This is a genomic window from Mycobacterium sp. KBS0706 (assembly GCF_005938675.2).
Lineage (GTDB): Bacteria > Pseudomonadota > Alphaproteobacteria > DSM-16000 > Inquilinaceae > Inquilinus.
This window is the reverse complement of the sequence record NZ_VCCH02000075.1, coordinates 1-20,030: the sequence shown is the minus strand read 5'-3', so window position 1 is coordinate 20,030 and position 20,030 is coordinate 1. Positions and strand designations below refer to the sequence as shown.

The following is a 20,030-nucleotide window of genomic DNA, read 5'->3' as shown; positions in this document are numbered from 1 at the left end:
ATCTCGGCGCCGCCGTCAGTTCTGAGAGCCCGCCGCGGGCGTCTCGGTCGCCAGCACCGAAGCGCGCCGATGGACCGTGGCGACGATGCGGTCGGTCGCCACGCCGCAGGGCAGCCCCGACGTGTCGGTGACGGTGAGCTCCACCGGGATCTCGCCGGTCTGCCGGAACAGGTGGCGGACGCGCTCGCCCGACTCGGTCGTGCCGTCGCCGATCCGCCAGACATGCGTCAGGGCGCCGCCGTCGGGGTCGCTGGACCGCGTGCCGTCGAGCAGCACCGCATCCGCCGCCCCGCCGACGAAGGCCTCGAAAGCCGGCCCGGCATCGGCGATCGGCGGCGCATTGACCACGACCTGCACCGACCGGCGGACGGCCGCGCAGCTCGACTCCGTGTCGTCGGTCACGGTCAGGCCCACATCGTAGGTCCCGGGCTTGTCGAAGATGTGGGTGGCGGTCGGGCCCTCCGCGCTGCCGCCGTCGCCGAAGTCCCACTGATATCGGACGATGCGGCCATCGGAATCGTATGAGGCCGTGCCGTCGAAGGCGACCTCGGTCATCGGGCAGACGGTCCGCTGCGGGCCGGGCATCGGCACCGGCGGCCGGTTGATGTGGAGCATCCGGGTCTGCGGCCGGCGGCTGCTGGCCAGGGCGCGGCCGTCATCGGGGATGATGGTCACGTCGTAACGGCCCGGGGTCTCGAAGCGCCGGACGAAGCCGTGGGCCCCGTCCTTGGCGCCCGCGTCGCGCCAGCCATCCTCCATCGGCTTCACCGCCGCCGATCCCTTGACCAGCAGATCGACGTCCTCGCCGGTGCAGGCGGCGGCCGGCAGTGCGATCTCGGGGGCGGGCGGCGGGCGCACGGCCAGCACCTTTTCCACCGTCGCGGAGGAGTTCTCGACGCCGGCTTCGTCGGTGACAGTCAGGCGAACCTTGGTGGTTCCCGCGGCCGTGAAGCGGTGGCTGACCTGGACGCCCGTCGCCGTCCCGCCGTCGCCGAAGTCCCAGCTGTAGGTGGCGATCGCCCCGTCCGGGTCACGGGACTGGCTGGCGTCGAGCAGCAGATCCTCGCCCTGGGAGCCGCTGTCCGGCGCCGCGATCACCGCGACCGGCGGGGCGTTGATGGTCACGACATGGGTCGCGGCCACGCGCTGGCAGGTGGGCGAGGGTGAATCGCTGGTCACGGTCAGGGTGACCTTCTTCCGCCCGGATTCGGTGAAGACATGGCTGACCGTGGCGCCTTCGGCGGTGCCACCGTCCCCGAAATCCCAGTGCCAGCCGGTGATCTTGCCGCCCGGCATATCCGAGCCGGAGCCGTCGAAGGCGACCTCGCCGAGCGGCGCGGCCGCGCGGGCGTCGATCCTGACGATGGGTCCCTGTAGGATCCTGACCGCCATCTCGTCGATCGAGTGCGGATCGCATTGGCCGACGCGCTGGCCTTCGATCTTCAGGAACGCCCGGTAGTCGCCGGGACGCTCATAGACATGGTTCGGCTTCTCGCCGATCGCGAACTTGCCGTCGCCGAAATCCCAGTCGTAGCGCTTGATCGTGCCGTTCGGATCGAACGAGCGCGAGGCGTCGAAATCGATCGGGGACATGGCGCAGGCCTCGATGTCCGGCCCGGCATCCGCCGACGGTCCCTGGTCGACCTTGATCGACACCCGGTCGGCATCGACGCTGTTGGCGAGATTGGCGCTGTCCCGCACCGAAAGGGTGACCGGATAGACGCCGCCGCTGCGGTAGGTCTTGGTCGGGTTGACGATGTCGGAGGTCGTGCCGTCGCCGAAATCCCATTCGTAGCGCAGCGCGCCGCCCTGGGGGTCGAGGGACTTCGATCCGTCGAAGGTGATCACGTCCCCGGTGCAGACCACGCGATTGCCGCCGGCATCCGCCACCGGCGGCTGGTGGATGATCAGGGACCTGGCGACCTGGTCGACGGAGTTCCGCAGCCCCTTGCCGTCATCGACGACGAGGATGATCGGATAGGTGCCGGCGGCCGCATAGCTGTGCTGGACCCTGGCGCCGGTGGCCGAGGCCCCGTCGCCGAAATCCCAGCGATAGGTCAGGGGGTCGCCGTCCGGATCGACCGAGGCAGTGCCGTCGAAGGAGACGATCAGGCTTTCGGTCACCACATCGCGGCCGGCATCCGCGACCGGCGCGTGATTGACCGCGATGCTGATCTCGCGGGAATCGAAGCCGTTGGACGCGCCGCTGTCATCGGCCACGGTGAGGCGGGCGGTGTAGAGCCCCGGCGCATCGAACTTCCGCTCGACCTGCGCGGTGGAGACGGGGGGGCTGTCGTCGCTGAAATCCCAGCGATAGCTCACGATCCGGCCGTCCGGATCATAGGAACTGGCGGCGCTCAGCCGGACCGGATCGCCCGGCGCGACGATCAGGTCGCCGCCCGGGTCGGCGACCGGTGCGGCGTTGATGGTGATCCTGGCCTCCTTGTAGTCGACGGCATCGGCATCGCCGCTGTCGTCGGTCACCGCCAGCCTCACACCGTAGATCCCCGGCCGGGCGAAGCTGTGCGAGGTGATGCGGCCCTTGCCCTCGCTGCCGTCGCGGAAGTCCCAGCGGTACTCGACAATGTCGCCGTCCTGGTCGAGCGAGCGGCTGCCGTCGAACACCACCTTCTCTCCGGGCGCGACGATCCGGTCGGGCCCGGGGTCGGCCACAGGGCGGGCGTTGACCGTCACGGTCATGCTGTCGGTCGCCGAGTTCCATTTCGTTCCCGACCGATCGGTCACCGTCAGGCGGACCGGGTAGCGGCCGGGGGCCTCGTAGACATGGGTCGGCCTGGGGCCGGTGCCGGTGCTGCCGTCGCCGAAATCCCAGACATATTGACCGACCGCGTCGTCGGGATCGGAGGAGCCGGCGCCGTCGAAGGTGACCGCGCTGGCGGTGACCAGTTGATCGGGCCCGGCCAGCGCGACGGGGGGCGCATTGACCCGCACGCTGAGCGTGCTGTCGCCGGTCGCCGAGCTGGTTCCGGAATCATCCCGGACGGTGAGCTGCACCCGATAGGTGCCGGGCCGGCTGAAGGCGTAGGTGGTCTTCTGCCCGGTTCCCGTGTCGCCGTTGCCGAAATTCCAGTCCCAGGTCAGGAGACGGCCGTCCGGGTCGCTGGAGGCGGAGCCGTCGAACACCAGCGGCTCGCCGATGGCCGCCGACTGGTCGGCGCCGGCGACCGACACCGGCGGGGCATTGACGACGATGGTGGTCGTGGCCGAGGCCGTCGAATTGGGCAGCCCGGCATCGTCCGCGACAGTCAGCTGGACAATGTAGGTGCCGGGCCGGCCATAGGCGTGGGCCGGCTGGACGTCGGTGCTCCGCGTGCCGTCGCCGAAATCCCATTCATAGGCTGTGATCTGGCCATCGGCATCGAAGGACTGGCGGCCGTCGAAGGCGATGGTCTCGGCCACCGAGACGCGCCTTGCGGGGCCCGGGACCGCGACCGGTGTCGTGTTGACGACGATCGAGGCCTCCGCGGTGTCGGCGCCGCAAGGCTGGCCGGAGCCGTCATCGACCGTCAGGCTGGCGAGGTAGCGGCCCGGCTTGTCGAACCGCCGGCCCACCCGGGCGCCCTCCAGAGTGGCGCCGTCGTTGAAGCGCCAGGTCAGGTGCCTGATCGGCAACCGGCCCGCGACCGATGCGCTGCCGTCGAACGCGACATCGGCGCCGACCGAGGCGGAGAGCGGGGCCCCGATGCTGGCTTCCGGGGGCACCGGGACGTCGACCTCGACATCGGTTGCGGCGCCGTCGCCGATCCTGGCGGACGAGCCGAGGATCTCCAGCCGGGTCTTGTACCGGCCCGGCGCGTTGTAGTCGTGGCGGACCAGCGGGCCTTCGGCGGCGGAGCCGTCGCCGAAATCCCATCGGTAGGCGAGGTTCCCGCCCTTCGGGTCCACGGACCGGCCGGCGTCGAAGGAGATCGACCCGCAGGCCGCCAGGTCGGACCGGTCGATCGCGGCTTTCGGCCGGGCCAGGGCCGGCCAGAGCCTCACCGGAAGCTCGAACCGCACGGGGTTGCCGGCGCCGTCGGCGATCATGAAGGTAGCGTCGTTCGGCATCTCCACGCCGCGGCCGAATTCGAGCGCCGCCTCCGCCCCGCCCAGGCCGGGCGGGACGGGGATCTCGTCGGCCCGCCACTCGTCCTGGCCGGAGGCCTTGAGCGGGACCGACGTGAAAGCCGTCGTCAGGTCGAGGGAGCCGAAGGCCAGATCGAAGTTGTGGACGACCAGCCGGTCGGCCTCCGCCGGCGGGCGGAACCGCAGCTCGGCGAAGGATTTTTGATCGGGGACGCGGACCACCGGCCGATATGCGAAGATCTCCAGCCCTTCGGGCTTCAAGGACCGCGCCTCGCGGGCGCTCACCGCGACGTCGTAGACATTGCCGGCCGCCCCCGCCACGCCCTGCACCAGCAGGCGGAAGATCCGGCGCCCGTCGACGGCGTCGCCCTGGCGCGGGTCGACGACGGCCACCGTCTTCCATTGGCCGATCGCATCCGGCTCGTCGCCGAACAGCTTCTCCGCGATCAGCGTGCCGGCAGCCGCCTGCTCCGGCGGCGGGACGGCGGGGACGAGCGGCGGGAGAAAGAAGGCGCCGGCGCCGCCGAATACCGCATAGCGGGTCCGGCTCGCCCCGGGCGGCCCCACGGACTGGTCGTATTCCGCGCTGATCCCGGGGTCGAACACATTGATCCAGAGCCGCTCGGTCGAGTCCTCGGGCACGCTGATATAGATCGTCTGCTCGCGGTAGAAGTCGCCTTCCCGGGTGGCTGCCTTCGGGCCGTAGGTGATGAGGGCCGGTCTTTCATTGGCCTGCGCCGGGCCCGCCCATCCGCCCGCCAGCAAGGCCACCGCAACCACAACCAGTGCTGCTCCCGTCCGACCTGCCTTCATGCCCATGGCCCCGATCGTGCCTGCCAGAAACGATGTCCCGTTCAATCGATGCGGTAGGACTGCCGATTGCCGGCCGCATCCGTCAGCTCCACCGTCCGGACCGCCGCCGATTTCAGCGCGCCGCGGGGGATAGGAAGCGATCCCTGATAGGCCTGCGCTTCCCGGTTGAACCGCAGCACGGCATCCGCGGTCGCCGATCCATAGCCCACGGTCGCCAGCGCGGTCGCCGCCAGCCCCGAGGCGTCGGAAGCGCGGATCTCGATCGCCGCATAGGAACCGGCATCGCCGGACTCGGGGGTCAGCTTCGCCGTCACCAGCCGGGGCGGATCCTTGTCGAGCGTGACCGTGAACCGGGCCACGTCGGTGTTGCCCAGCGTGTCGGTGGCGACCAGCTCGATCGGGTTGTCGCCGGCGCGCAGGCTGACGATCTCATCGAAGCCTCCGTCCTTCAGCCCCACCTTGCTGCCGTTGATCAGGAGTGCCGCGTCGGCCTTGGCGACCTGGCCTTTGACGAACAGCGTTTCAGATGCGGTCAGGCGCGGCAACTCCTCCGAAAGAGTGATCGTCGGCTGCTGGCGGTCGACCGCGATCTCGATCTTCTGGGCGCTGCGGAAGCCCGAGGGGGCGGTCACGACGATCGACAGCGCCTCCTCGTCGGCGCCGAGCCCGATGTTGAGGGCGAAGCGGCCGGCCGGATCGCTGGCCGTCGATCCGCGGAGGGTGCCGTCGGCCGCGACGACGTCGATGCGGGAGGCCGGCTTGGTGCGGCCGGCGAGCGAAACGGTGTCGCCGGCGGCCAGCACCCGGCCGGCCGGATCCCGGGGAACCGACGCGTCCAGGACGACCGCCTCGGACCGGTCCGGCATGAAGCTGAACCGGCGCGAAAGCCGGGTGACGTTGCCGGCGGGGTCGGTGGCCACGATCTCGACGCGGTTGTCGCCCTCACCGGCCGTCACCGGCCCGGCAAACCGCCCGGCGGCAGTCACCTCGACCGGATGGCCGTTCACGGCGACCGCGGCGCCCGGCTCCGTCTCGCCCCGGACATCGAGTGCAGCGTCACGCTCGATCGCGCCTTCCTCCGGCGCATCGATCCTCAGGAACGGCGCGACCTTGTCGATCGCCACGGTGAAGCGCCAGGGCGCGCTGCGCTCCCCCGGCAGGCCGAAGGCGTCCAGGCCCGAGACCCGCCAGTAGTAGTCGCCGGGCGGCAGTTGCTCGGCGCGATAGGCAGGCTTCTGAAGCCCGAATTCCGAGATGAGCATCGTGTCGAACGACTGGTCGGCCCCGATCTCGAGCCAGTAGCCTCCGGCGCCCTCCGGGCCGGCCCAGGCGAGATCGACGGACGTGTTGTAGGCGATGTCGTCATTGGCAGGGGCGGAGAGGTTGGGCGGGTCGAGCACGTCGTGCTTCTCGCCGGCCTTGCCTCTTGCGGAGAGGACGAGCCCCTCGTTCCGCCCGAGCACGACCGTCTCGCCGCTGGTCGCGACCGAGACGGGACGATCGTCGTAATTGGTGAACTTGGCCCCGGTACCGGCGCCGCCGCTGCTGACCCAGAAATCGCCGGACTCGATGCGGGCCTTGGCTTCGGGGATGTCGACGGCGAAGCTCGTGCGGTCGCTCTCGCCGGCGAGCAGGGCATAGAAGTCGCCTTCGACCAGGCTGACCTTCGCTTCCTCATGCTTGGTCAGCGGGTCGTAGCGCATCTCCTGGATGACGGCGTTCGAATTGGCGTTGAGCCGGAGCCTGCTGGCGTCGCGGAAGGTCAGCTGCGCGGTCGATTCCGACAGGGTGCGGACCTTCTCCTCCTCCACCAGGACGGCGCGCAGCTGGGCGTCGTTCCAGGCCAGGTCCTTCGGCTTCTGGGCTTCGACCGATCCGCGCTTGTCGCTCAGCAGCGCCTCGGCCGCCTCGTCGCGCCGCTCTTCCGACAGGGCCAGGGCCTTCGCGGCTTCCGAGTGGGATTCCAGCGCCAGCTCCTTGGCATCGCTCCAGGCGCGTTCGACGCGGCGGCCCAGCGCCCGGTCATAGAGATCGATGGCGCGGCCGATCTCATCCGGCGCGAACAGCTGCGCGCCGGCCAGGTTGGCCAGCCTGATCTGGTCGGCGCAGCGGGCCAGGGCCCGTTCCGCGGCCGCGATGAGATCCACCGGCACCCGGAGCGTCTGGCCCGGAGCGAGCTGCGCCACCGAAGCCAGCTGGCTGGCCTTGAGAATCTCGGGCCAGAGATCGGGGTCACCCAGATATCGCTCGGAAAGCTGCCGGATGGTCTGGTCCGGTTCGAGCCGGACCTCGATGGTCTCGGCCCGGACGACGGGAAGCGACGTCGCGAACACCAAAGCCACCAGTGTCAGACCGTCGACAGCTGCCCGTTCGACCCATCTGATAAGGGCGGCGTAAGCCAAGGATACCCCCCGACTGAGCGAAAATCTCAGTAACTTCCGAACCCGCAAGGGGCCCCGGTGGAGCACGTCAGATCGAGATTGTTTGTTTCGATCTATCTTTCGTAAATTTTGAGTAATTATCTCATAGGTGTGAAGATTATCAAAGAGGAAGAAATCGGCCTCGCCAGCTTTGTGGCACCCACTATCCGGCTATGAGCCTCGTCCGGAAAGACTATCGCAGCCGCAGCTCCGGCACCGCGCGCATGAAATGGTTCGGGCCGAGCGCCAGGATCTCGTCGCTGGCCGGACGGCTGGCGGCACGGATTGCCTCTGCCTTCGCCTGGAAGGCGCGACTGCCCTGGCCGCGCAGCCGGACATCCGGGTCCGGCACGGCCGACAGCAGCAGGCGGGTATAGGGGTGCTGCGGCGCCCCGGTGACCGCGGCGGCGTCGCCCCATTCCACCATCTGGCCGGCGAACATCACCACCACCTCCTCGGCGACATGCGCCGCGGTGGCGATGTCGTGGGTGATGTACAGCATGGCCAGGCCGCGCGCCGCCTTGGTCTCGGCCAAGAGGTGCAGGATGTCGAGGCGGATCGAGACGTCGAGCATCGAGGTCGGCTCGTCCGCCACCAGGATCTCCGGCTCCACCGCCAAAGCGCGGGCGATGTTGACCCGCTGGCGCTGGCCGCCGCTCAGCTGGTGCGGGTATTTGATCGCAGTGACGTCGGGGTCGAGCCCGACCCAGCGCAGCAGCTCCGCCACCCGCGCCTCCACCGCCCTGGCCGCGGCGGCATGGCCGTGCAGCTTGACCGGCCGCGACAGATGATGGGCGACGTTGAACACCGGGTTCAGCGAGGCGAACGGGTCCTGGAAGATCATCTGCACGGCGCGGCGATAGGCCAGCTCGCCCGCCCGCCCGGCCTGCCCGGTCACGTCGCGGCCGCGGAACCTCACCTGGCCCTCGGTCGGCCGGTACAGGCCGGCGATCAGCCGGGCGCAGGTGGTCTTGCCGCAGCCGGATTCGCCGACCAGCGCGATCGCCCGGCCCGGCCGCAGCTGGAAGGAGACGTCGCGCAGCGCCGTCACCATGTGGTCGCCGGCGCCGAAGCGCATGGCGACGCCTTCGAGCTCGATCAGCGGAGGGGCGGTCATGTCCGGATCCTCTCGCGGGCCGGCTCGGCCTCGACGCCGGCGGCCGCCGGCAGGCGCGGGATCGCTTCCCACAGCCGGCGGGTGTAGTCGTGCTGCGGTGCCCGGGTGATCTGGTCGACCGGACCCTGCTCGACGATCCGCCCGGTCAGCATCACCGCGATGCGGTCGCAGAATTGCGACATCAGGTGCAGGTCGTGGGTGATGAACAGGACCGAGAAGCCCAGCCGCTCCTGCAGCTCGCAGATCTGCTGCAGGATCTCGCGCTGGACCACGACGTCCAGCGCCGTGGTCGGCTCGTCCATGATGATCAGGTCGGGCTCCAGCGCCAGGCAGATGGCGATCACCAGGCGCTGGCGCATGCCGCCGGAGAACTGGTGCGGATAGTCGCCGACCCGCTTCGGGTCGATGCCGACCAGCCGCAGCATCGCCTCGGCCTTGGCCCGCCCCTCCGCCCGGCTGCAGCCGGTGTGCCGGTGCAGCACGTCGAAGAACTGGCGCTCGACCCGCAGCAGCGGGTTCAGCGAGTTCATCGCGCTCTGGAACACCATGCCGATGCGGCGCCAGCGCAGCCGCCGCAGCGCCGGCTCGTCCAGCGTCATCAGGTCGGTGCCGTCGAAGCGGATCTCGCCCTGCCGGATCCAGGCCGGCGGCCGCGGCAACCGGGTGATGGCATAGGCGATGGTGCTCTTGCCGCAGCCGGATTCGCCGGCCAGGCCGAAGATCTCGCCGCGCCCGATCTCGAAGGACACCCGGTCGACCGCGACGAAGGACCCGCGGTCGAGCAGGTATTCGATCACCAGGTCGCGCACCTGCAGCAGCGGCTCGCTCATGCCGGCTTCCTCTCGCGCCGGCGCCGGTCGACCAGGCGCAGCCAGCGGGTCAGGGCGGGGCCGGAGCGCAGCTGCGGGTTCGCCACCTCGTCCAGCGTGAAGTTGATCAGGGCCAGGCCGAGGCCCAGGAGCGCGATGGCGGCACAGGGGGTGAGGATGTCCCACCACGCCCCGACCGTGATCGCGGACGAGTTCTGGGCGTTGTACAGCATCCGGCCCCAGGAGACGCTGAGCGGGTCGCCGAAGCCGAGATACTCCAGCGTCACCTGGGCGATCACGGCGTAGATGATGCTGCCGACCAGGTTGATGCCGATGATCGAGGCCAGGTTGGGCAGGATCTCGACCCCGACGATGCGCCAGGTCGGCTCGCCCACCAGCCGGGCGGCGAGGACGAACTCGCGGTGCCGCAAGGTCAGGGTCTGGGCCCGCGTCACCCGCGCGCCCCAGGGCCAGGAGGTCAGGGCCACGATGGCGACGATGGCGCCGGTGCCGGCATTGCCGAGGAAGGCGGCCAGCACGATCAGCAGCGGCAGGTTCGGGATCACCAGCACGACGTTGGTGGCCAGGTCCAGCACCTCGTCGACCTTGCCGCCGCGATAGCCGCCGATCAGCCCGATCGCGGTGCCCAGCACGGTGATCACCAGGCCGCCGACGAGGCCGACGACGAGCGAGGTGCGGGCGCCCCAGATCATCTGGCTCAACACGTCGCGGCCGACCCGGGTGGTGCCCAGCAGGTGCTCGGCGCTGGGCGCCTCATGCGGCCGGCCGACGCGGGCGACCGGATCATAGGGCGCGATCACCGGCGCCAGCAGGGCGATTACGACGAAGGCCAGGACGATGGCCAGGCCGATCGTCACCAGCTTCCGGCGCCAGAGGGTGTGCAACAGCCCGATCATGCCGCCTGGTCCCTCAGCCGCGGGTCGAGCCACAGATAGACGATGTCGACCGCCAGATTGGCCAGCAGGGTCGCCAGCGTCATGATCAGTAGCTGGCCCTGGATCACCGGGTAGTCGCGCGAGATCGCGGCCTGGAACAGGGTCAGGCCCAGCCCTGGATAGTTGAACACGATCTCGGTGACGACCGACCCGCCGAACACGCTGCCCAGCGCCAGCGCCAGGTTGGTCAGGTTCGGCAGCACCGCGTTGCGGGCGGCGTAGCTGAACATCACGGCGCTCTCGCCCAGCCCTTTGGCGCGCGCCATGGTGACGTAATCCTCGCCGATCACCGAAATCATGCTGTTGCGCATGGTCGCCTGGAAGTTGCCGACCAGGAACAGCGACAGGGTGGCGACCGGCAGGATGGCGTGCCACGCGACGCTGCCGAGGAAGGCGAGCGACAGCTCGGGGTCCAGCGCCGGGTCCCAGGCATAGCCCAGCGGCAGCCAGCGCAGGCTGACGGCGAACAGGAACAGGGCGCTGACCGCGATCACCACCGGCGGCAGCGCCAGCAGCACCACCGCCAGCGGCGACATCACCCCGTCGAAGCGGCTGCCGCGGCGCCAGGCGGCGATGGTGCCCAGCAGGCTGCCCAGGGCGAAGCTGAACACGATCGATGTCGTCACCAGCAGCAGGGTCCAGCCGATCGACCGGCCCAGCACCTCCAGCACGGTCTGCGGGTAGTATTTGGTCGAGATACCGAGATCGAGGCTGGCGATGCCCTTCAGATAGTCCCAGAACTGCTCCAGCAGCGTGGCGTCGCCCTGGCCGAAGCGCATCTTGATCGCCTCGATCATCGCCGGGGTGGCGCGCTTGCCGAACTGGGCGATCATCGCCTCGACCGGGCTGCCCGGCATCAGCCGCGGCAGCAGGAAGTTCATCACGATCGCGACCGCGAAGGCGATGGCATAGATCAGCAGGCGTCGATACGGAACGCGCATGCGGCCTCCCAGCCGGTCGGATCAAGGCTGCGCTGGACGGGTCGTCTTGTCATCTGCCGGCGTGACACCCCCTCACCCTCCCGTCGCCTTCGGCGCCAGGCCCCTCCCTCTCCCCGAGGAGAGGGAATGTTCACCTCTCCTCGGGGAGAGGTCGAAATCGCGTTGGCGATTTCGGGTGAGGGGGCGGCACCGGCCCCTCAGTTACTGCACCGGGCGCAGGGCCAGCAGGTGCAGGATGCGGGTGTGCACGCCGTCATGGTCTTCCGGCACCGCGAAGGGCTTCTCCGGCGTCGCCCAGCCGGTGAAGCGCTTGGTCGAGTACTGGTACCAGGTCGGGTTGTTGAACAGCGGAATCACCGGCAGGTCGGCGGAGACGATGTCCTGCACCTTGCCCATCAGCTCATGCTGTTTGGCGCTGTCGGTGGTGGCGCGGAACGCCGCCAGCGCCGCGTCCAGATCCGGGTTGCTGTAGCGCGCCGACCCGCCCTCGACCCGGCCGCCGCTCTTCGAATTGTAGGTGTCGTTGTAGAACTTGAACGGCGTCGCCCCGTCCAGCGTCGAGCCCAGACCGGCGTCGAAGCTGCCCGCCAGCATCGCCGTGGTCCGCTGCTCCAGCTCCGGCGTCTCGACCCCGGCGTCGATGCCGATGGCGCGCAGCCCCTCGATCGCGATCTGGCTGTCGTCGATCCAGTCGCTCCAGCCGTTCGGCACCAGGATCTTGAACGAGATCGGCTTGCCCGAGGGCGTCGTGCGCATCCCGTCCGCCCCCGGCTTGTAGCCGGCCTTGTCGAGCAGCGCCTTCGCCTTCTCGACGTCATAGCCCATGAAGGCGTCCCACTGCGCCGAATCGGTCTTGCTGCGCCAGACCTCGAAGCGCGGCGGCAAGCCGCTGGCATGGGCATTGGCCGTCGGATAGCCGTAGCCGGCGACGGTGACCATCGAGTCCCGGTCCATCGCCAGGCTGACGGCCTGGCGGAAGGCCAGGTCGTTGAACGCCTCGCGGTTGCCCGCGTTCTCGGTCTTCAGGTTGAACATCAGCGACACGGTCTCGGCCGGCGGCTGCCAGTAATGGTGGTTGGCCGGATCGGAGGCGACATAGGTCTTCTCGATGTCCGGCAGGAACGAGCCGAACCAGTCGAGTTCGCCGCTCTGCGCGATCGCCAGGGTCTGGTCGTTGCCGGCGATCTGCGGGAATTTCAGGCAGTCGACCTTCAGCGAAGCGGCATCCCAGTAGTTCGGGTTGCGGCACTGCTCATAGACCTGGGTGGTGAAGCGCCGGATCTCGGTCATCGGGCCGGTGCCGACCGGGGTCTCGTTGGCGGTGGCGATCGGGTCCGGGATCGCCGACCAGACATGCTTCGGCACGATCGGCGCGTCGCTGAAGGTCTCGGGGAAGGTCGAATCCACGCCCTTCAGATGGACCGTCACCGTGTGCGGGTCGACGGCCTCGACCGACTCCACCGCATCGGCCATGCCATAGGCGTCGACCGCCGGGTTGCCGCGCGCCAGCTCGATCGAATACTTGACGTCCTCGGCGGTGAAGGGCTGGCCGTCGGACCATTTCACCCCGTCACGCAGCGTGTAGGTGATCGCCTTCAGGTCGTCGGAGAAGGTGAAGCCCGTGGCCAGCCGGTAATAGGGCTTGCCGCCCTCCATCGGGTTGAAGATCACCAGCGGCTCGTAGATCAGGTCGATGGTGCTGGCGCGGCGCGAGCCGAGGTTGAACGGGTTGAAGTTGCGCACCCAGGCGCTCTGCTCCTCCATGTGGAGCGTCAGCACGGTCTCGGCGACGGCCGTGGCCGGCGCCCCGAGCGTCAGGGCGGCGAGGATCGTGGTCTTCCAGAACTGCATTTTTGCCTCCCTCCGGCAAATGTGGTCCCGACCGCTTTGGGCTTTTCTTCATTCATTTCGAATTAATCGTGGCCCCAGCCCAAACCGCTTGTCAAGAGTGGACTAGACCACTCAGGACGGCAAACTCACGTTGCGGGCGACATATGTGCGTTTCCGATGAGTGGTGCTGTGAAAGAAAATTGTCATCCTCGGGCTGGACCCGAGGATCCAGGGCTTTCAAAACAGCTCTCGGTGGCCCCTGGATTGCCCGGTCAAGCCGGGCAATGACAGAAATGCGGAACGCTTCTGGTCTGTGAAACGTGGAGTCGAGCCCTGCTAGACCACTGGATTCAGCAGCGCCTGGAAGCGGGGCGCCCAGGTCCGCGCGATCGGCTCGGTGGCGGCGCCGATGGCGACCGCCCACGGGCCGGCGGTGCCGATGATGATGCGCGGATGCGACCGCCCCGGCCGGTCGGCGAGGGACGGCAGCAGCGGTTCCATCGCCGCGCCCAGCCGGGCCAGCAGCGGCTCGGAGAACTGGCCGCCCAGCAGGATCGCCTCCGGGTCGAACAGCGTCTCGACCAGATGCACCGCGGCGCGCAGCCGGCCGGCGGCCATCCCGATCCACTGCGCCAGCGCCGGCTCGTCGCGCTTGCGGATGCCCTCCAGCCGGTCGTGCAGGTCGGTCATGTCCGGGTCGAGGCCGAGATGGCGGGCGATTGCGGTCAGCGACACCAGCTCCTCCAGCGACGCGCCGGGCATCCCGGGCGGCGGCGGGCCGCCGAACATCGCCGCCGGCAGCGTGCCGATCTCGCCGGCGTTGCGGGCGGCGCCGCGGATCACCTCGCCCTCGATCACGATCGCGGCGCCCAGCCCCTGGCCGATGAACAGCTGCACGAAATTGTCCAGCCCGCGGGCGGCGCCGACCATGCGCTCGCCGATCGCGGCCATGCGCGCATCATTCTCCAGCGTCACCACCAGGCCGGTGCGTTCGGTCAGATCGGCGACATAGTCGTTTGCCGATTCGATCCAGGCGGCGGGCCGGCCGGCGACCGAGGGCAGGGGGGTGTCGAAGGGGCCGGGCATGGCCAGGCCGATGCCGAGCAGCCGGTCGGGCGCGGTGGCGTCGATCGCGGCCAGGTCGCGGCCCAGCTCGTCCACCAGCTCGGCCAGCGTCGCCTCGCGCGTCGCGGCGTCGCCGGCATGCAGCCAGCGCCTGGCCCGGCGCTGCGGCGTGCCGGACAGATCGGAGACCACGCCGCGGACCTCGTGATGGTCGAGATGCAGGCCGATGGCGTAGCCGCCGCCGGGCCGGATGCGGTAGGGCGTCGGCGGCTGGCCGCGGCGGCCGGCGACGCGATCGCCGGTCTCGACCAGCCCGGCCGTGGCGAAATCCTCGATGATGTTGGACACGGTCTGCGACGACAGGCCGGTGCGCCGTGCCAGCTCGGCCCGCGACAGCGGCCCGGACAGGCGCAGCAGGTCGAACACGACGCGGCGGTTATGCGCGCTCGCCCCCTCCAGATTGGCGCCCGCGCGGCGTGCGGCGGCGACCTCCTGCATCGCTTGTCCCGACCAGTTGCTCAATCATTTAGATTTAATGCTTCCGATCTGGCAAGCGCGGGGTGTGCGGCCGCACGGCGATGTCATTTCGCGTCCGGGGTCACCAGCTCGGTCTCGTCCGAATTGACCACGAACATCGCGAGCAGCTTGGACGGCTCGGTCTCGCTGGCATTGGCGCTGACGCCGTGATGGTCGCCGGGCATCTCGGTGAAGTTCTCGCCGGCCTTGTAGATGCGCACCGGCCCCTGGTTCACCTGGATCTTGACGGCGCCTTCCAGCACCGTGGCGTAGATCAGCGCCGATTTGGGATGGGTGTGCGCGGGCGAATAGCCGCCCGGCCCGTATTCGACCAGAACGCCCTTGACGCTCTTGCCCGGCACGTCCGGCAAGGCGTGCTCATAGACCAGCGTGACCCTGGCGTTCTTCGAGCCCGAACCCTCGGCGAAGACCGGAGCGGCGGGGATGGCGACGAGGAGGGCCGCGAGAATGGCGTGCTTCATGGCGGGATGTCCTTCAGGGGGTCGTTGCCGCAAACGCTAATCCCGCCGCCCGCGCCGGTCGATTTGGGTGCGGGTCCAGTTTCGCCTATCCCGAGGTGTAGGTGGCGTCGGCGCAGTGTCTGCCGCAGGTGAAGCCGACACAGCCATCCAGGTCCGGTGCCGATGGCACCTTTTCGGGCTCGCCGCGACGGGTCAGCCAAACACGATAGATACCGTCATGAAGGCTCTCTCCTCCTGCGCGATTGCCGCATCGCCGATGCGCGTCCGGGGGCAAGGCCGGTTCGTGGACAAGGCCTCTAGTCGCTTCTAGCGTGGCGCCGTTCCGAAGACCCGGGCGTCCAGGGGGACCAATGGCGGATCTGACTGTCTTCTCCGGAACCGCGCATCCCGGCCTGGCAGCGGAGATCAGCGCCGCGCTCGGCGTGCCGCTCCAGCCGTCCAGGGTGCAGCGCTTCGCCAATGACTGCCTGCAGGTCCAGTTGCAGGCGAATTGCCGCGAACGCGACGTCTTCCTGGTCCAGCCGCTCAACCCTCCGGTCCAGGAGCATCTGGTCGAGCTGCTCCTGATGATCAATGCGGCCCGCGGCGCTTCGGCCTCGCGGATCACCGTGGTCATCCCGCACTACGCCTATGCCCGATCGGACAAGAAGGATGCACCGCGCATCTCGATCGGCGGCCGGCTGGTGGCGGATCTGCTGACCGCGGCGGGGGCCGACCGGGTCCTGACGGTCGCGCTGCATTCGCCCCAGGTGCATGGCTTCTTCAGCGTGCCGGTGGACCATCTCCATGCCCTCGGCGAGCTCGCCGGCCACTTCCGCCGGCACGACCTGTCCAACGCCGTCGTGGTTTCGCCGGATCTCGGCTATGCGAAGGAGGCCTCCGCCTTTGCGCGCAGGCTGGGCGCCGGCGTCGCCATGGGGGCCAAGCAGCGCTACGAGAACGACCGCGTCGAGATCAGCACCGTCATCGGCGAGGTGCGCGGCAAGGACGTGATCGTCATCGATGACGAGATCGCCAAGGGCAGCACGGTGCTGGAGCTGCTGGGTCATCTCCGCCGCCAGGGCGCGCGGTCGATCCGCGTGGCCTGCACGCACGGGCTGTTCTGCGGCGGCGCGCTGGAACGGCTGGGCGCCCAGGACGACGTGCTGGAGATCGTCTGCACCAACACCATTCCGGTGGACGGCGCCGAACATCATCCGAAGCTCGTGGTCCTCTCCATCGCCCCCGCTTTGGCCGAGGCGATGCGCCGGATCCACGCGGGAGAGTCCGTCAGCGAACTGTTTCACGACTAGGAGAGATGCTCGACCGGCAGGGTGAAGCTGTAGCCGACGCCGCGTTCGGTCCGGATCATTCGCGGCGCGCCCGGGTCCGTCTCCAGCTTCCGCCGCAGCCGCAGCACCTGCACGTCGATCGACCGGTCGAAGATATCCTCATGCAGGCGCGTGGCCTGCAGCAGATGCACGCGGGAGAGCGGCCTCCGGGGCGCCTCGAGGAAGGCGACCAGCAGCGCATATTCGCCCTTCGACAGGCCGACCGGAGACCCGGCCGGATCGGTCAGGCTGCGGCGGCGGCGGTCCAGCACCCAGCCGCCGAAGCGGCAGCGGCCGCGGTCCTGCCCTGGGCCGGCGACGGATTGCCGCCGCCGCAGCACGGCCCGCATCCGGGCCACCAGCTCGCGCAGCCCGACGGGCCTGGTGACGCAATCATCGGCGCCGAGCTCCAGGCTCAGGACGCGGTCGAGCTCGTCGTCCCGGGTGTCGGTGATGATGATCACCGGCACGTCGGATTGCGATCGGATCGCCTGCAGCGTCTCCAACCCTTCGGCCCGGCCGAGATGCAGGTCCAGGATCACCAGGTCCGGCGCCCTGGCGGCCAGGTCGCGAAGCCCGTCCTGCGGGTTCGATTTCGTCCTGACCTGAAATCCGTAGCGGTCGAGGTAACCGGCGATCGAGTCGACATTCACCGGATCGCCTTTGATGACCAGGATCTGCTGGTCCCGCCCGGAACTCGCCAGGGCCGCTGCCGCCCTGGTCGCCGGGAAATCATTGCTCATGATCGGAGACGCTCCACACTCCGGACTCGGCCGGCCCGCCCTCAGGCGACCGGCGCCTGCCGTTCGGCCGCACTGGGGGCGGAGGTTACCGGCCGCGTTTGTCGCACCACCGGCCATGCCGGACGGCATGGTCGATCTGCCGCGCTGCAGCCCGGTGTCGGCCCATCGTCTGCGGAGCGCTGAGCCGCTCGCCTAGCCTGGGTGGTTTGTTCGACAGATCCGCGCTACCCCGGATATCCGGCATCAGAATTCCTGACGGCCGAACAACGGGTAGGCGCGTCCCTCGGCCCGGCGGCGTCGCGCTCGTCGCCGAGCATGCTTGTGATCCAGCCGCGGAACCGGGCGGCTTCGGGGCGGCGCCAGCGGGCGGGGGTGGAGACCAGCCAATAGCCGAGGCCGGCATCGATGCGGTCGGGAAAGGCGCGGACCAGCCGGCCGGATTGCAGCGCCTCGTCGACCAGCAGCGGCCAGGCCAGCCAGACGCCGTGGCCGGCCAGGGCCGCCTCGACCGCCAGCGACGCGTCGGGGAAGCGCCGGCGCGGATGGACCGCGAGGGCCGCCGGCCCGCCGGCTGCCGCCCAGGCATCCCAGCCGAACAGGCTCTGCTCGTCCTCGATCAGCGGCACCGTGGCCGTCCGCTCCGGATCGGCCAGGGCGGCGGCGATCGCCGGGCTGGCGACCGGGACCAGCGGCTGCGGCGCCACCAGCTGCGCCTTCAGGCCGGGCCAGCGGCCACGGCCGAAGCGGATGCCGAGGTCGATGTCCTCGCGGTCGAACTCGACCAGCCGGCTGGTGGTGACCAGCCGCACCTCCAGCTCCGGGTGGCGCGCGGCCAGCCCGACCAGCCGCGGCACCAGCCATTTCGCGGCGAAGGCCAGGCCGCAGGTGACGGTCACGGTGCCGCGCTCCTGCGCCGTCGCCTCGGCCACCGCCGCGGCGATGCGCTGGAAGCCTTCGCTCAACCCCGGCAGCAGGCGCCGTCCGGCCGCGGTCGGGGTCAGCCCGGCCTCGCTGCGCTCGAACAGGCCGAGGCCCAGCTGCTGCTCCAGCCCGCGTAGCCGGTGGCTGACGGCACTCGGGGTCACGCCCAGCGCCGCCGCGGCGCGGGACAACGAGCCGAGCCGGCCCACCGCCTCGGCCGCCTGCAGCGCGTTGAGGGAGGGCAGGGGCATGTTGAGATTTCCTCAATACCGTTGAGGAGTTCTCGCTTGGATCGGCGGGCATTGCAACGAAATGATGCCGCCGGATCCTGAGATCAATTCAAAGGCAGGCCGCGTCATGACCACCGTCCCGTTCCATCTGGTCGACGTCTTCGCCGACGAGCCGCTGGCCGGCAATCCGCTGGCCGTGGTACCGGCGGCGGACGGGCTCGACGAGGCCCTGCTGCGCCGGATCGCGCGCGAGCTCAACCAGTCCGAGACCACCTTCCTGCTGGCGCCGACCGAGCCCGGCGCCGCGGCCCGGCTGCGCTCCTTCACCCCGGCCGGGGCCGAGGTCTCGGGCGCCGGCCACAATTCGCTCGGCGCCTGGTGGTGGCTGGCGGAATCGGGGCGGCTCGGCCCGCTCGGCGACGGCCTGGCGCTGCGGCAGCAGCTCGGCGGCCGGGTCCTGCCGGTCGCGGTCGAGGCGCGGGGCGGCAGGCTCGCCGCGATCGGCCTGACCCAAGGCGAGCCGCAGGCGCTGGTGGAACACCCCGACCCGGCGGCGCTGGCGGCGGCGCTGGGGCTGCGCGGCGACGACCTGCTGCCCGGCCCGCGCACGGTCTCGACCGGCGCGCCGCATCTCATGGTCCACGCCCGCGACCGCGCCGCGGTGGCGGCGGCCGGGCCGGACGCCGCCCGGCTGCTGGCGCAGCTGCGCCGGGCCGGGGCGCAGGGCTGCTATCTCTACAGCCTCGACCCGGTCGACCCCTCGGCCGCGGCCCATGCCCGGTTCTTCAACCCGACCGTCGGCCTGTGGGAGGATCCGGCGACCGGCAGTGCCGCCGGCCCGCTGGCCTGGCACCTGGCCTCGCGCGGCCTGGCGCCGTCGTCCGGCGAGGTTGCGATCGAACAGGGCCACGCCCTCGGCCGGCCCAGCCGCATCGCGGTGCGGCTGGCGGACGGCAAGGTCGAGCTGCGCGGCCGCTGCGTCACCGTCGCCGGCGGCGCGCTGCATCTCTGACGCTCATCGAAAGGACAGACCATGATCGGAACCCGCATCTTCACCGGCTCGCCCTATGAGGACCGGGCCGGCTATGCCCGCGCCGTGGTGGCCGATGGCTGGATCTTCGTCTCCGGCACCACCGGCTTCAATGCCGCGGACTTCTCCTTCCCGGAGGATGTCGAGACCCAGTGCGAGAACTGCTTCCGCAACATCGCCTGGGCGCTCGGCCAGGCCGGGGCGGGGCTGGAGCATCTGGTGCGGGTGGTGATCTACGTCACCAGCCAGGCCGAGTTCGAGCGCATCGTGCCGATCATCCGCCGCCACTGCGACGCCGCCCGCCCGGCCAACACCACGATCTTCGCCCAGCTGGTGCAGCCGCATATGCGGGTCGAGATCGAAGCCACCGCGCGAGTGCCGGCCAAGGGGTGAGCAGAAAAGAGTCCCCCCTCCCGCAAGGGGAGGGGGGACTAAAAGAGGAACGGCTTCACCTATTTTTGAAAGGTCGCGGGAGAGGCAACACCTCACTGTCCGGCTCCAGCCGTCAGCCGTTGCCGGCCTGCTCGATATGGTGCAGCAGCGGCGCCCAATCCTCGCGCAGCTCCTCGGCGCGGCGGCCGCGCAGGTCGAACACGCTGAGGCCGTCCATCGCAGCCTCGGTATAAGCGGTGCTGTCGCGGATGCGCGACACCACCGTGTGGCCCAGCCCGCCGAGGAAGGTGTCGAGCTGTGCCGCCGCCCGGGTGCGCGACCGCATCCGGTTGCCGATGATGGCCACCGCGGCGCGGCTCTTGCGGATC

General features: G+C 69.9%; 15 protein-coding genes. 3 read left to right on the top strand and 12 right to left on the bottom strand.

Features of this window, described 5'->3' with window-relative positions:
• Nucleotides 1–15: 15 nt before the first annotated feature.
• From FFK22_RS30495 to FFK22_RS30455, 9 genes are all read right to left on the bottom strand, one after another.
• Nucleotides 16–4,899: a PKD domain-containing protein gene (locus FFK22_RS30495; RefSeq protein WP_186002737.1), complete on the bottom strand. Its 4,884-nt coding sequence runs from the start codon at nucleotides 4,897–4,899 to the stop codon at nucleotides 16–18.
• Between the two features lie 41 nt (nucleotides 4,900–4,940).
• Nucleotides 4,941–7,232 (bottom strand): FecR domain-containing protein, encoded by a 2,292-nt coding sequence (locus FFK22_RS30490; RefSeq protein ID WP_138888093.1) that lies wholly within the window; start codon nucleotides 7,230–7,232, stop codon nucleotides 4,941–4,943.
• Nucleotides 7,233–7,512: 280 nt separating this feature from the next.
• Nucleotides 7,513–8,436 carry an ABC transporter ATP-binding protein gene (locus FFK22_RS30485; RefSeq protein WP_138888092.1) on the bottom strand — a complete coding sequence of 308 codons (924 nt, stop codon included), beginning with the start codon at nucleotides 8,434–8,436 and terminating at the stop codon, nucleotides 7,513–7,515.
• Nucleotides 8,433–9,266, bottom strand: a complete 834-nt coding sequence (locus FFK22_RS30480) for an ABC transporter ATP-binding protein (protein ID WP_138888091.1) — start codon at nucleotides 9,264–9,266, stop codon at nucleotides 8,433–8,435. Before FFK22_RS30480 ends, FFK22_RS30485 begins: the two co-directional genes overlap by 4 nt.
• Nucleotides 9,263–10,162, bottom strand: coding sequence for an ABC transporter permease (locus tag FFK22_RS30475; RefSeq protein WP_138888090.1), 900 nt, complete (start codon nucleotides 10,160–10,162; stop codon nucleotides 9,263–9,265). Before FFK22_RS30475 ends, FFK22_RS30480 begins: the two co-directional genes overlap by 4 nt.
• A complete protein-coding gene (locus tag FFK22_RS30470; RefSeq protein WP_138888089.1) occupies nucleotides 10,159–11,142 on the bottom strand; it encodes an ABC transporter permease in 984 nt (327 codons plus the stop codon). The genes FFK22_RS30475 and FFK22_RS30470 overlap by 4 nt, the downstream gene beginning before the upstream one ends.
• Before the next feature lie 201 nt (nucleotides 11,143–11,343).
• A complete protein-coding gene (locus FFK22_RS30465; RefSeq protein ID WP_138888088.1) occupies nucleotides 11,344–12,993 on the bottom strand; it encodes an ABC transporter substrate-binding protein in 1,650 nt (549 codons plus the stop codon).
• Between the two features lie 315 nt (nucleotides 12,994–13,308).
• Nucleotides 13,309–14,535 carry an ROK family transcriptional regulator gene (locus FFK22_RS30460; RefSeq protein WP_138888087.1) on the bottom strand — a complete coding sequence of 409 codons (1,227 nt, stop codon included), beginning with the start codon at nucleotides 14,533–14,535 and terminating at the stop codon, nucleotides 13,309–13,311.
• An 83-nt stretch (nucleotides 14,536–14,618) separates the two neighbouring features.
• Nucleotides 14,619–15,035 carry a cupin domain-containing protein gene (locus tag FFK22_RS30455; RefSeq protein ID WP_138888086.1) on the bottom strand — a complete coding sequence of 139 codons (417 nt, stop codon included), beginning with the start codon at nucleotides 15,033–15,035 and terminating at the stop codon, nucleotides 14,619–14,621.
• Between the two features lie 350 nt (nucleotides 15,036–15,385).
• On the opposite strand from FFK22_RS30455, the gene FFK22_RS30450 reads away from it, so the two are divergent.
• On the top strand, nucleotides 15,386–16,327 hold the full coding sequence (locus tag FFK22_RS30450) for a ribose-phosphate pyrophosphokinase (protein WP_138888085.1): 942 nt from the start codon (nucleotides 15,386–15,388) through the stop codon (nucleotides 16,325–16,327).
• Here the strand turns inward: FFK22_RS30450 and FFK22_RS30445 are convergent.
• A complete protein-coding gene (locus FFK22_RS30445; RefSeq protein WP_138888084.1) occupies nucleotides 16,324–17,088 on the bottom strand; it encodes a response regulator in 765 nt (254 codons plus the stop codon). The two genes, FFK22_RS30450 and FFK22_RS30445, sit on opposite strands and share 4 nt — an antisense overlap.
• A 224-nt stretch (nucleotides 17,089–17,312) precedes the next feature.
• Complete coding sequence (locus tag FFK22_RS30440; protein ID WP_138888083.1) at nucleotides 17,313–18,260, bottom strand: LysR substrate-binding domain-containing protein; 948 nt, start codon at nucleotides 18,258–18,260, stop codon at nucleotides 17,313–17,315.
• A gap of 106 nt (nucleotides 18,261–18,366) precedes the next feature.
• On the opposite strand from FFK22_RS30440, the gene FFK22_RS30435 reads away from it, so the two are divergent.
• Together FFK22_RS30435 and FFK22_RS30430 are read left to right on the top strand one after the other, a co-directional pair.
• Nucleotides 18,367–19,251: a PhzF family phenazine biosynthesis protein gene (locus FFK22_RS30435; RefSeq protein ID WP_138888082.1), complete on the top strand. Its 885-nt coding sequence runs from the start codon at nucleotides 18,367–18,369 to the stop codon at nucleotides 19,249–19,251.
• 21 nt (nucleotides 19,252–19,272) lie between these two features.
• Nucleotides 19,273–19,662, top strand: coding sequence for a RidA family protein (locus FFK22_RS30430; protein ID WP_138888081.1), 390 nt, complete (start codon nucleotides 19,273–19,275; stop codon nucleotides 19,660–19,662).
• A gap of 112 nt (nucleotides 19,663–19,774) precedes the next feature.
• Here FFK22_RS30430 and FFK22_RS43310 read toward each other — a convergent pair.
• Nucleotides 19,775–20,030, bottom strand: a 256-nt coding sequence (locus FFK22_RS43310) for a hypothetical protein (RefSeq protein ID WP_221938974.1), incomplete at its 5' end; no start/stop codon positions are given.